The sequence below is a fragment of the Brevundimonas diminuta genome, assembly GCF_039673845.1.
GTDB lineage: Bacteria > Pseudomonadota > Alphaproteobacteria > Caulobacterales > Caulobacteraceae > Brevundimonas > Brevundimonas diminuta_E.
This window is the reverse complement of the sequence record NZ_JBDJMK010000001.1, coordinates 292,584-305,002: the sequence shown is the minus strand read 5'-3', so window position 1 is coordinate 305,002 and position 12,419 is coordinate 292,584. Positions and strand designations below refer to the sequence as shown.

Annotated in this window: 13 protein-coding genes; 6 read left to right on the top strand and 7 right to left on the bottom strand. The window is 65.2% G+C overall.

What is annotated here, in order from left to right; translation table 11 throughout:
* Window positions 1-167: 167 nt before the first annotated feature.
* From ABE454_RS01555 to ABE454_RS01530, 6 genes are all read left to right on the top strand, one after another.
* Complete coding sequence (locus tag ABE454_RS01555) at window positions 168-1,169, top strand: aromatic ring-hydroxylating oxygenase subunit alpha (RefSeq protein ID WP_346528343.1); 1,002 nt, start codon at window positions 168-170, stop codon at window positions 1,167-1,169.
* 39 nt (window positions 1,170-1,208) lie between these two features.
* On the top strand, window positions 1,209-1,757 hold the full coding sequence (locus tag ABE454_RS01550; RefSeq protein ID WP_346528340.1) for a 6-pyruvoyl trahydropterin synthase family protein: 549 nt from the start codon (window positions 1,209-1,211) through the stop codon (window positions 1,755-1,757).
* Window positions 1,754-2,449, top strand: coding sequence for an SDR family NAD(P)-dependent oxidoreductase (locus ABE454_RS01545; protein WP_346528338.1), 696 nt, complete (start codon window positions 1,754-1,756; stop codon window positions 2,447-2,449). The genes ABE454_RS01550 and ABE454_RS01545 overlap by 4 nt, the downstream gene beginning before the upstream one ends.
* Before the next feature lie 246 nt (window positions 2,450-2,695).
* Complete coding sequence (locus ABE454_RS01540; RefSeq protein WP_346528336.1) at window positions 2,696-3,994, top strand: MFS transporter; 1,299 nt, start codon at window positions 2,696-2,698, stop codon at window positions 3,992-3,994.
* A complete protein-coding gene (locus ABE454_RS01535) occupies window positions 3,991-5,547 on the top strand; it encodes a FadD3 family acyl-CoA ligase (protein WP_346528333.1) in 1,557 nt (518 codons plus the stop codon). Before ABE454_RS01540 ends, ABE454_RS01535 begins: the two co-directional genes overlap by 4 nt.
* A complete protein-coding gene (locus ABE454_RS01530; RefSeq protein WP_346528331.1) occupies window positions 5,537-6,307 on the top strand; it encodes an SDR family oxidoreductase in 771 nt (256 codons plus the stop codon). Before ABE454_RS01535 ends, ABE454_RS01530 begins: the two co-directional genes overlap by 11 nt.
* A gap of 59 nt (window positions 6,308-6,366) precedes the next feature.
* On the opposite strand, the gene ABE454_RS01525 is transcribed toward ABE454_RS01530, so the two are convergent.
* From ABE454_RS01525 to ABE454_RS01495, 7 genes are read right to left on the bottom strand one after another with little or no spacing between them, the layout of a single operon-like run.
* Complete coding sequence (locus ABE454_RS01525) at window positions 6,367-7,548, bottom strand: acyl-CoA dehydrogenase family protein (RefSeq protein WP_346528330.1); 1,182 nt, start codon at window positions 7,546-7,548, stop codon at window positions 6,367-6,369.
* 9 nt (window positions 7,549-7,557) lie between these two features.
* Entirely contained in the window at window positions 7,558-7,881 is a 324-nt protein-coding gene (locus ABE454_RS01520; RefSeq protein ID WP_346528327.1) for a 2Fe-2S iron-sulfur cluster-binding protein, read from the bottom strand.
* Window positions 7,881-9,083, bottom strand: coding sequence for an acetyl-CoA C-acyltransferase (locus ABE454_RS01515; protein ID WP_346528326.1), 1,203 nt, complete (start codon window positions 9,081-9,083; stop codon window positions 7,881-7,883). Before ABE454_RS01515 ends, ABE454_RS01520 begins: the two co-directional genes overlap by 1 nt.
* A 9-nt stretch (window positions 9,084-9,092) precedes the next feature.
* Window positions 9,093-9,548, bottom strand: a complete 456-nt coding sequence (locus tag ABE454_RS01510) for a MaoC family dehydratase (protein WP_346528323.1) — start codon at window positions 9,546-9,548, stop codon at window positions 9,093-9,095.
* Window positions 9,549-9,551: 3 nt separating this feature from the next.
* Window positions 9,552-10,334, bottom strand: coding sequence for an SDR family oxidoreductase (locus ABE454_RS01505; RefSeq protein ID WP_346528321.1), 783 nt, complete (start codon window positions 10,332-10,334; stop codon window positions 9,552-9,554).
* A complete protein-coding gene (locus ABE454_RS01500; RefSeq protein ID WP_346528319.1) occupies window positions 10,331-11,491 on the bottom strand; it encodes an acyl-CoA dehydrogenase family protein in 1,161 nt (386 codons plus the stop codon). Before ABE454_RS01500 ends, ABE454_RS01505 begins: the two co-directional genes overlap by 4 nt.
* A gap of 13 nt (window positions 11,492-11,504) precedes the next feature.
* Window positions 11,505-12,416 carry an SDR family oxidoreductase gene (locus tag ABE454_RS01495; RefSeq protein ID WP_346528317.1) on the bottom strand — a complete coding sequence of 304 codons (912 nt, stop codon included), beginning with the start codon at window positions 12,414-12,416 and terminating at the stop codon, window positions 11,505-11,507.
* Window positions 12,417-12,419: the final 3 nt, after the last annotated feature.

The window sequence follows — 12,419 nt, the reverse complement described above, 5'->3', positions numbered from 1 at the left end:
TGGAGGCGTGATTGTCCGCACGCGCGAACGCTCAGTCTGACTACAACGCCTTATCGCTGCGTCCGATCTTGATAACGTGCAGGCTCGGGCTGCGCCGTTGAACATGATGGAGCGGTCATCGCTGAATTTCAGACGTCGGATCAACCGGCGCTTCGGGAGGATTATCCATGGTCGATCGGTTCCCCATGCCGATTCCGTTCGGTTGGTTTTTTGTCTCCTATTCGAACGAGCTGGAGCCGGGCGATGTGAAGCCAGTCCGCTACTTTGGCGAAGACCTGGTTCTATACCGCACCGAAGGCGGCGCGGCCGGTCTGGCCGAGGCCTATTGTCCGCATCTCGGCGCCCATCTGGGACATGGCGGCGTGGTCGAAGGCGAGACGATCCGTTGTCCTTTTCACTCCTGGGCCTTTGATCTCACTGGGGCCTGCAAGGATATTCCCTATGCGCGCATCATTCCTCCGGCCGCGCGCAAACCCGGTTGCCTGAAGACATATCCGATCACCGAGACCAATGGCGTGGTCTGGGCATGGCATCACCCTCAGGGCGTGGCGCCGATGTTCGATGTGGAGGTGCTGGAAGAGGTGTCATCGCCCGACTGGGCCGATCCGGTTCGTTACGAATGGGCCTTTGACAGCAACCCCCAGGAGATCGCTGAAAACGGCGTCGATCTGGCGCACTTCAAATATGTGCACAAGATGGATGCCGTGCCGGAAGGCGAGACCCACTACGAAGGGCACGTCCGTCGCAGTCTGGCGGCGGGACAGCGGACGGTGGAGCTGCCGGACGGCGCGACCCGGACCCTGGATACTGAAGTGAGAACGCTGCAGACGGGCGCGGGACAGAAGTCGACGCGTTTCCGGGGGATGGCGGATCTTCTGCTTCAGGTGCTGGCCACGCCGGTCGAGCATGACAAGGTCGAACTGCGCTTTGAATTCCGCCATCCGAAATTCCCGGAAGGCGCGCCTGAGAATGAGATGATCCGTCGCTCGATCGCCGGCATCATCGGCCAGTCCGGCGTCGAGGGCGATATTCCGATCTGGCACACCAAGATCCACCGCGCACGGCCTCTGCTGTGCGACGGCGACGGTCCGGTGCTGCGCTTCCGTGAATACTTCCAGCAATTCTATCAGTTTGACGGTGATCCTGCCGCGCGGGTCGCCGCCGAATAGCTGTCGGCCGTATTCCCCTTTGAGCAGGCGGGCGTTTTGATGGGACTGGCGACGGAGACAGAGCGGCGTTCGCATGAGGCGGCGCCGTTGCTGATCCAGCAGTGCTCGATCCGGATCGACAAGGAGGACATCAAGTTCTCCGCTGGTCATTTCACCCTGTTCGCTGATGGTGAACGCGAGCGTCTGCACGGGCACAATTTCAAGGTCTCTGCAGTCGTGTCCACGCGTGTTTCGGCGCACGGCATGGCCTTTGACTACAACATCATAAAGCGAGCTCTGCGCGCGCTGTGTCAGGAACTGGATGAATATGTCCTGATCCCGACCCAGGCGCCGCTTCTTACGGTCAGGACGGCCGGGCGCAGCGTGGTGATCCTGTTTGGCGAGGATGAGTTTCGTCTGCCTGCGGGGGACGTGCGCCTGCTTCCGATCCGGAACACGACCGTCGAGGAACTGGCGGCGTATCTTCTGAACCGTCTGGTGGCGATTGAACCCTGGTCGGCGCGATGGGGGGTGAATGAAATCGCGCTGGAGGTTTCATCCGGGCCTGGACAGTCAGCGCAGTGCCGCTGGCGGAGCGTAGGCGCATGAGGCGTGGTGTCGTGATCACGGGCGGCAGCCGCGGCATCGGTCTGGCGACGGCCAGACTGTTTCAAAGCGCCGGGTACGAGGTGGTCAGCCTGTCGCGCTCGCCGCCGCCTCTGGATGAGGTCGATCATCTGGTCTGCGACATCGGGGATCCTGTTTCCGTTGCGCAGGCCGGGGAGCTTGCAGCCGAACGCGTGCAGGACTGGGACCAGACGGTGCTGATCCACAACGCGGCCGTCCATCGTCAGGACACGGTCGCCGATCTGGCCGCGGATGATCTGTTGGCGGTTCTGTGCGCCAATCTGGTGACGCCGCAGGCGTTGAATCGGCGGCTACTGCCCCTGATGAGGCCCGGCTCTTCCGTTCTCTATGTCGGTTCGACGCTGGCGGAGAAGGCGGTGGCGGGGGCTGCTTCCTATGTCGTCAGCAAACATGGCCTGATCGGCCTGATGCGCGCAACGTGCCAGGATCTGGCGGGGAGGGGGGTGCATACGGCCTGTGTTTGCCCTGGTTTCACCGATACCGACATGCTGCGCGCCCATGCGGGCGACGCTGTAGAAGCGATCACCGCCATGGTGACGGCCGGCCGGTTGCTGGCCCCTGCTGAAATCGCTGACCTCTTACGGGTTTGCGCCGACAGCCCGGCGCTGAACGGCGCCGTTCTGCACGCCAATCTGGGCCAGATCGAACGCTGACCCCAGTGTTCGCGGCAGGAAACAAAGCCGCCGCTCAGGCGACCTTATCCCGAAGTCGTCGCTGAATATAGTCGATCCTAGAAGCGTCTGTGTCGCTGTTTTCGCCATTGAGAAAGATCGTCGATGACTGTTCTGGATGATGCGCCAGTAACCCGTGTGGTTTCTGACGATGCGGTGGCGTCCGTGGGTAGAAAGGATGAGGGCGTGGCGCAGAATCCACCGTCTTTGTTCTACTCTTGGATGGTCGTGATCCTGCTTTTTGTCTGCTACACGATCTCTGCGATCGACTCGCGGGTCATGACGCTGATGGTGTCGGATATCCGCCAGGATCTGAAGCTGGACGATTTCCAGATCAGCCTTGTGCAGGGCTTCGCCACAGTGCTTCTGGTCGCGGTCGCCGCGGTTCCGATCGGACGTATCGTCGATAACGGGCGCCATCGCGGCAAGCTTCTGGCCGGTGGGATTGTGCTGTGGTGTCTGGCGACGGCGGCCAGCGGCCTGTCGCGGACCTTCGGTCACCTGTTCGGCGCTCGCGTGGCGGTCGGCATTGGTGAATCCACGTTGGGTCCGACGGCCTATTCGTTGATCAGCGATTACTTCGAGCCCAAGCGGCGCGCCTTTGCGATCAGCGTTTTCGCCTTGGGCTATCCGGTGGGCGGGGGGCTGGCTCTGGTCATCGGCGCCTATGTGTTGCAGGCGGCCAAGGCGCACGGTCCGGTGCTGGCGCCTGTCGTCGGCCTGATCCAGCCGTGGCAGATGGTCTTCTTTGTCGTTGGTCTGCCGGGCCTGCTGGTCGCCGCCCTGGTGGCCCTGATCCGTGAGCCCAAGCGGCATGCGGCGCCCACGGCCGTCATCGGTGTTGAGCGGTTGACCTTGCGGGAGACGGGCGCCTTTCTGGTTCGGCGCTGGAAAGTCTACTCAGCCCTGATCAGCTCGGTGTCCTTCCTTGGGATGTTGGCGATAGGGACGGCCATCTGGTACCCGACCTTCCTCATCCGCACCTATGGAATGAACGCCACCGAAGCGGGCTATTCCTTTGGCATCCTGATGATTGTCTGCGGCGGTCTGGGCAATCTGACCGGCGGCTGGTTCTCGGGCTTCTTCATGCGGCGGGGGCACCCGGGCGCCAATCTGAACATCATGATCTGGGTGACGCTGGTGAAGGTCGCGCCCCTGGCGATCGGTCCGTTGATGCCGACAGCGGGCGGGGCGCTTCTGCTGATGGGCATCGCGACCTTCATTGGTCAGGGCACCAACAGCGTCGCCCTGGCGTCGCTGCAGGATATCACGCCCAGCCGCCTGCGCGGTCAGATGACGGCCATCATGCTGATGTGCGTGACGACGATCGGCATGGCCCTTGGTTCCAGCGTCATCGCCGCCATGACGCAGTTCGTCTTCCGGGATGACAACGCCCTGCGTTACTCGCTGGCGATCCTGCCGGCGATTATCGGCCCGCTGGTGGCGCTGACATTCTTCCTGGCCCGCAGGCCGTATCGCAACGCCATGATTGAAATGGGCGAATGGCACGAGAAGAAAAAGGCATGAGCGTCTCGACTCTTCCTCAGGCCGTGATCGACGCCGCCGCGCGGTTCGATGACGCCATCGCCATTGTCGATGGAGATCAGAAACTGACCTTTGCCGGGTTGGAGCAGGATGTGCTGCGCGGCGCATCGGCCTTGATCGAAGCGGGTCTCAAGCCCGGCGACCGGGTCGCCATCTGGGCGCCGAACAGCGCGGAATGGATCGTGGCCTGTCTTTCGGTGCAGGCGGCGGGCGCTGTGGTGGTCACCATGAACACCCGGCTCAAGGGGCTTGAGGCGCAGTATATTCTGAACCGGACGCGCGCCCGGATTCTGCTGACGGTCGGTGACTTTCTGGGGCAGGATTATCGGCAGCTGCTGAAGGGGCTGGACCTGCCGCATCTGGAGCGCATCCTGACGCTGGACGCGGAATGGAAGGCATTCGCTGCAGAAGGCCATAACCTGGACGCCGCGCGCGCCGCCATGCGGGCGGTGCGGGGCGAAGACCCGGCGGACATCCTTTTCACGTCAGGCACGACGGGCCAGCCCAAGGGCGTGGTCAGCGGCCATGCCCAGAGTATTCAGGCGTTCACCAGTTGGGCCGATTGCGCCGGGTTGGCGGCGGGCGACCGCTATCTCATCGTCAATCCCTTTTTCCACACCTTTGGCTATAAGGCGGGCTGGCTGGCCTGCCTTCTGAAGGGGGCGACCGCCTATCCGGTGGCGACCTTTGATCCTGTGCAGGTGGTTGATCTGGTCGAGGCCGAGAGGATTACGGTCCTTCCGGGGCCGCCGACGATCTTCCAGCAGATGCTGGCCAGTTGCGCCGAGGCGGGCGTCGCCCTGTCCTCGATCCGCGTGGCTGTGACCGGCGCCGCATCGGTGCCGCCGTCTCTGGTGCAACGAATGCAGGACGAACTGGGCATCCGCAACGTCCTGACCGCCTATGGTCTGACAGAGAGCTCAGGCATGGTGACGATGAGCCAGATAGGGGACGGCGTCGAACGGATCGCCCATACCTGCGGCAAGCCCATTCCGGGCGTTGAGGTGAAGTGCGTCAACCGGCTGGGCGAGACGGTGGGCGCGGGCCGCGAGGGCGAGATCCGGGTGCGGGGCTTCAACGTCATGGCGGGCTATTTCGAAGACGCGGAGGCGACCGCTGAGGCGGTGGACGCGGAGGGCTGGCTTCACACCGGCGACATCGGCTGTTTCGACGCTGACGGATATCTGCGGGTCACGGACCGGATGAAGGACATGTTCATCAGCGGCGGATTCAACTGTTACCCGGCCGAGATTGAGCGCATCCTGTCCGCCCATCCCGCTATCGCCCAGGTGGCGGTTGTCGGGACGCCGGATGAACGCCTGGGCGAGATCGGCAAGGCCTATATCGTTCTGAGGCCCAGCGCTAAGACTGATGCGGATGAAATCCGGCAGTGGTGTCGGTCCAATATGGCCAACTACAAGGTCCCGCGCGCCTTTGCCTTTCTTGATGCGCTGCCGGTCAATCCGGCGGGCAAGGTGCAGAAGTTCCTGTTGTCTGACGCGTCGCGGGCTGAGGCGTTGCAACATGCCGGGTGAGGGCGCGGTTACGGTTGATCTTTCCGGGCAGGTCGCCCTTGTGACCGGCGGCGCCAAAGGCATCGGCCGGTCCATAGCCGAAGCCTTGTTGGAAGCCGGATGCCGGGTCGTGGTCTGCGGGCGAAACGAGCCGGAAGTCCTGCCGAGCCATGAGGGCCGGTTGGCTGAGTTCATCGTCTGCGACGTTCGTCAGGCCGATCAGGTGCGCGCCATGGTCGATGGCGTGGTCGCGCGGCATGGCCGCTTGGACATAGTGGTCAACAACGCCGGGGGCTCTCCGCCGGCCGAGGCTGCGATCGCGTCGCCCCGCTTCAGCGAGGCGATAGTGGCGCTCAACCTGATGGCGCCGCTGCATGTGTCCCAGGCGGCCTGGCGCCATATGCAGGCGCAGTCAGATGGCGGCTCCATCGTCAATATCTGCAGTGTTTCAGGCGTGCGGCCTTCACCGGGCACAGCCGTCTATGGCGCCGCCAAGGCGGGTCTGATCAACCTGACCCAGAGCCTGGCGATGGAGTGGGGGCCGAAGATCCGCGTCAACGCAGTGGTCGTCGGCCTGATCGCGACCGATGGCGCGGCGGATCATTATGGCGCGGGACAGGCCAGGATCGCCGAGGCCCTGCCGTTGAAGCGGATGGGCGTCGGGCGCGATATCGCCAATGCGGTTCTGTATTTTTCGTCGCCTCTGGCGTCTTACGTCAGCGGCGCCCGGCTGTCGGTGGACGGCGGCGGAGAGAGACCCTCTTTCCTCGACCTGGTCTGACCCCGGATCAGGACCTGAGAACTGGGCCTCTCCGTGATGGAGAGGCCCTTTTTTGTCTGTCAGGCGTGCAGACCGCCGCGCGCTTCGCGGGGCAGGCCCAGGGCGCGCTCGGCGATGATGTTGCGCTGGATCTGGTTGGTGCCGGCGTAGATGGTCTCTGCACGCGACATCAGATGCATGTGGGTCAGGGCGTTGAAGTCCGCTGCGCCCGATCCGATCTGACCGGATAGTCCTTGGACATCCATGGCCAGTTCGCCCAGCGCGCGATGCCACAGGGCCCAGTAGAGCTTGTATGTATAGACGCCGGACGTGGGCGTCTGCGGGTCCTGATTGGCCAGCATCCGCAGGGCGCTGGCGCGCATGATGGTGAGGCCCGCATGGGCCTTGGCCAGCCGCTGGCGGATCAGGGGGGAGCGGGCGGCGCCATTGGCCTTGGCCAGGGCGATCAACTCATCCAATTCATTTTTGAAGTGCATCTGCTGCCCCAGGGTCGACACCCCGCGTTCGAACGCCAAGGTCGCCATGGCGACTTTCCAGCCGTCGCCGGGCTGGCCGACAATGTTGTCAGCCGCCGTTTCAGCATTGTCGAAGAAGACCTCGTTGAACTCGGCTTCGCCGGTCATCTGGCGGATGGGGCGGATGGTGACGCCGGGCTGATCCATCGGCACCAGAAGATAGGCCAGGCCGCTGGCGCCGCGCGTGCCTGAATCGGCCCTGCAGATGACGAAGACCCAATCTGAAAACTGGGCCATCGAAGTCCAGACTTTCTGGCCGTTGATGATCCAGCGGCCGTCCTTCAGCCAGGCGGTGGTGCGGACGTTCGACAGGTCAGATCCGGCGTTGGGCTCGGAATAGCCCTGGCACCAGATGTCGGCGCCGGAGGCGATGCCCGGCAGAAACTGCTGCTTCTGCTTTTCCGTGCCGTGCAGCAACAGGGTCGGTCCTGCCAGTTCGACACCGATGTGCCCGATACGCGACGGGGCTTTGGCGCGGGCGTATTCCTCGGCGAAGATGACCTGTTCGGCGATGCTGGCGGCCCGTCCGCCCCATTCCTCCGGCCAGCCGACGCAGCCGTAGCGGGCTTCGCCCAAGGCCGCCTCCCACTTCCGGCGCTCGGGAATGGCGTCGACGTGATTGTTGAGGCCGCGCAGATGGGCGAAGGGGCCGGACAGCTGCTGGTCGAGCCAGTCGGCGACCTGACGGCGAAATCCTTCATGTTCGGGGGCGAAATTTCGGCTCATCCGGACCTCCTAGATGGCTTCGGCTATGGTCAGGGTCAGGCCGTCCAGCGCATCGGTGATCTGGATCTGGCAGGCCAGCCGTGAGCCGGGCCGAACTTCGATCACATCGCCGATCGCCTCGATCATCTCGCGTTCGTCGTCTTGCGCCGCGTCCAGTTTGCCGAGCCAGGCTTCATCGACATAGACGTGGCAGCTGCCGCACGAACAGGCTCCGCCACAGGTGCCTTCGACCGTCGTTCCGCCATCGCGCAGGGCCTCCATCAGACGGCGGCCGACAGGGACGTCCAGCGTCATGTCCTGACCATCCTGCTGGGTCACAAAAATCTGGGGCATCAGAACACCTCGAACAGGGCGGCGGCGCCCATGCCCCCGCCGACGCACATGGTCACCACGGCGTGTTTCACGCCGCGACGCTTGCCTTCAATCAGGGCATGAGCCGCCGTACGCACGCCGGTCATGCCGAAAGGGTGGCCCACAGCGATGGCCCCGCCATCGACATTGAACAGTTCAGGGTCGATTCCCAAAGTGTCACGGCAGTAGAGGGCCTGACAGGCGAAGGCCTCGTTCAGTTCCCACAGGCCGATGTCGGACACCTTGAGACCGTGACGATCCAGCAGTCTGGGCACGGCGAAGACCGGGCCTATGCCCATCTCGTCTGGGCGGCATCCGGCGACGCTCATGCCCAGACAGGCGCCCAGCGGCGACAGACCCGCGCGCTCGGCGGCGGCTGCTTCCATCAGCACGACGGCGGCGGCGCCGTCCGACAGCTGCGAGGCGTTGCCCGCCGTGATGTGGCGGCCCTGCTTGATGACGTCGCCGTCCTTGAACACCGGCTCCAGCGCCGCGAGATTTTCCAGCGTGGTCGAGGCGCGCGGACCTTCGTCGACGGTCAGGGTCACGGTCTCATGGCTGATCGCGCCGGTAGCCTTGTCGACGACCTGCCTGCGCGTGGTCAGGGGCGCCAGTTCGGCGGCGAAGCGACCGGCGGCGTGGGCGGCGGCGGTGCGCTGCTGGCTTTGCAGGCTGTACTGGTCCTGCGCTTCGCGGCTGACGCCATAGCGGTCGGCGACGATCTCGGCCGTCTCGATCATCGGCATGTACATGTGCGGCGAATGGGCGAGAACGCTCTCGTTACGCGCGCGATAGGCGTTCTTGTGTTTGTTCTGGGTCAGGCTGATGGACTCGACCCCGCCGGCGACCACGACCTCCATGCCGTCGTCGGCGATCTGCTTCGAGGCGGTGGCGATGGCCATCAGGCCCGAAGCGCACATCCGGTCCAGGGCCATGCCCGCGACGCTGTCGGGAAAGCCGGCGGCGGCGGCGGTCAGGCGGCCGATATTGTAGCCCTGCGTTCCCTGCTGGGCGGCGCAGCCGACGATGACGTCCTCGATACTGGCGGGATCGACGCCCGCCCGACGCACGGCCTCGGCGGCGACATGGCCGGATAGGGCCGTGGCTTCGGTGTCGTTAAAGGCGCCGCGATAGGCCTTGGCGATCGGGGTGCGGGCGGCGCTGACGATGACGGCTTGGCGCATGAAATCTCTTTACGGATAGTAGCGGCTGATGGCGTCGAGGACGCAGGCGGGCTTGGCCTCGCCCTCGATCTCGATGGTGATGCGGACGGCGGCCTGAACCGACCCGGCCTTGGCCTCCTCGGCGTGCAGCAGGACGCCAGAGCCACGCAGGCGCGAGCCGACTCTGACCGGGGCGAGAAAGCGGATGTTGTCGCAGCCGATATTCACGCCCATCGAAAAGCCGCGCACCTCGATGATCTGAGGCAAAAAGAGGTTGGCCAGGGACACGGTCAGATAGCCGTGGGCGATGGTGGCGCCGAAGGGGCCGCTCTTGGCGCGTTCGGGGTCGACGTGGATCCACTGATCGTCGCCGGTGACATGGGCGAAGCCGTCAATGCGGTCCTGATCGATCTGCACCCAGTCGCTGACGCCGAGGGCTTCGTCGCTGAGGCCCAGCATGGCCCGCGGGGTCTCAAAGACGCGCATGGCTCAGGCCCGCTGGCTGGAGACCGACAGCACTTCGCCGGTCATGTAGGACGACAGGTCCGAGGCCAGGAACAGCATGGCGTTGGCCACTTCCCAGACCTCGGCAGGACGGCCGAACGCCTCCTGCGCCGCCAGGGCTTCCAGCAGTTCCGGCGTCGTCACCTTGGCCAGGAAGGCGTGCATGGCGATGGAGGGGGCGACGGCGTTGACGCGAACCCCATGCTCGGCGGCTTCCAGCGCCGAGCAGCGGGTGAAGGCCATGACCCCGGCCTTGGCGGCGGCGTAGTGGGCCTGAAGCTTCTGCGCCCGCCAGCCCAGCACCGAGGCGTTGTTGACCACGGCGCCGGAGCCTTGTGCGTACATGATCGGCAGGAAGGCGCGGCTCATGCGGAAGACGCTGGTCAGGGTGACGTCCATGACGCGGCCCCATTCATCATCCGTCATGTCGACAACGGCGGTCGAGCCGCCCAGTCCTGCATTGTTGACCAGAATGTCGACGCGACCCAGCACCTCGACCGCATGGGCGGCCAGGGCCTGAACCTCGGTCTCGACGGTGACGTTGCACAGCAGCGTCGCAGGGCGTCGACCGACGGCGATCTCAATGGCGTCGGCGGCCTCATTGAGACGCCGCTCGTGCAGGTCGCTGATCAGAATCTGCGCGCCTTCCTCGGCGAAGCGTTTGGCGACGGAAAATCCGATGCCCGTGCCTGCAGCGGCCGTGATCACGGCGGTCTTGTCCTGCAACAGGTTGCGGGCGACCGGATAGGGCGGGGCAGAGGGGGTCATGCTGAGGCTTCCGGGCTGTCGTCCAGACCGATCAGGCGGGCGATGGTTTCGTAGTGATGGGCGGGACCGCCAAACAGGGCGGCGCTGGCGCGGGCGCGCTTGAAGTAGAGGTGGGCGTCGTGCTCCCAGGTGAAGCCGATGCCGCCGTGAATCTGGATGGCGTCGCCTGCACATTGCAAAAAGGCTTCGGAGCAGGCTGCGCTCGCCGTTGCGGCGGCCTCTTCCATGGCGTCAGGCGTATCCAGCAGGCGCACGGCGTAAGACAGCGCCGATCGGGCCGACTCGACCGCCAGCATCATGTCGGCCAGCTTGTGTTTGATGGCCTGGAAAGAGCCGATGACGCGCCCGAACTGAACGCGCTGCTTGGCGTAGTCGGTCGTGATTTCCAGCGAGCGTTCGGCTCCGCCCAATTGTTCGGCAGCCAGCATGACAGCGCCGATCGCCAGCATTCGGCGCACGGCGTCGGCGGCCTGACCGGGCGCGCCCAGAAGGGCGTCGTCGCTGACGCGGACCTGATCAAAACGCACACGACTGAACGGCCGGGTCAGGTCCAGGCTTGTAAGGCGCTCGACGATGATCCCGGGCGTGTCGGCCGCCATGGTCAGCAGGCTGAGCCCGTCCCAGCCCTTTGACCCCTCTGTCCGGGCGACGACAACCAGCAGATTGGCGGCATGTCCCATGAGAACGAATTCGGCCGCGCCATCGAGCCGCCAGCCTTTCTCGTCAGCTTCCAGACGGATAGCGACATCCGCCGGGACGGGCGCGCCTGACGCTCCGGTCAGGCAGACCGCGGCGCGGATATCGCCGTCGATCAGGCGCGGCAGATATTCCGCCTGACGCGCTTCGCAACCCGCCGACATCAGGGCGGGAAGAGCCAGGCCGAGCGTGGGAAACAGCAGGGGCGCCGTCAGGGTGCGCCCGACCTCTTCGTGCAGGATGGCCAGCTCCACCAAGCCGAGGTCGCTGCCGCCGAAGCGCTCGGGCGCGGCGACGCCCAGCCAACCCATCTCATGGGCCATGGCGCGCCACTGTCCGGCGTCCCAGCCTTCAGGAGATTCGATGGCGGCGCGCAGGCGGGCCGAGCTGCCGTGCTCGTCCAGAAAGGCGCGGGCGCTTTCGGCGATGGCCAGTTGTTCTTCGCTCAGGGTGATGTTCATGTGCGCCTCACTGTCAGCTCGCGCCATGGACGGCTTGCGCCGGCGTGCGACGGGACAGCAACTCGCGCACTACGGCGTCGACTTCGGACGGCCGCCAGCGCTTTTCCTGTTCAGCGCCGGGACCGTTCCGCCATCCTTCGGACAGCATGATGCGGCCGCCCTGCAGTTCGAAAACCTGTCCCGTCACGCCATGGGACAGGACGCTGGCCAGCCAGACGACGGTGGGGGCGACATTCGCCGGGTCGTTGGCGTCGAAACCGCTCTCGGGCGCCTGCATGGCCTCGGCGAAGGCGGTCTCGGTCATCCGCGTGCGCGCCGCCGGGGCAAGCGCGTTGGCAGTGATGCCATAGCGCCCGAGTTCGGCGGCCTGAACCAGGGTCAGGCTGGCGATGCCGCCTTTCGCCGCCGAATAGGCGCTCTGTCCAATCGAGCCCTGTAGTCCGGCGCCGGAAGAGGTGTTGATGATCCTGGCGTCGGGATTGCGTCCCTGTTTGTGTTTGGCGCGCCAGTGGTCGACGGCGGCGCGACTGACGCAGAAATGGCCGCGCAGATGGACGCGCAGCACGGCGTCCCACTCATCCGGCGTGCAGGACACGAACATCCGGTCGCGCACGAAACCGGCGTTATTGACCAGGGCGTGCAGGTCGCCGAATGCGTCGAGCGCCGTCTGGACGATACGGCGGCCGCCTTCGACATCGGCGACGTCATCGGTGTTGGCGACTGCCTTGCCGCCTGCAGCGACGATCTCATCCACTACAGCCTGAGCTGCGCCGACCGTCTGACCGGCCTCGCCGTGCGTGCCGACTCCCAGGTCATTCACCACGACCTTGGCGCCTTCCGCCGCCAGGGCCAGGGCGTAGGCGCGGCCCAGCCCTCCGCCAGCGCCGGTGACGATGACCACGCGGCCTTCACAGATCCCGAACATGGA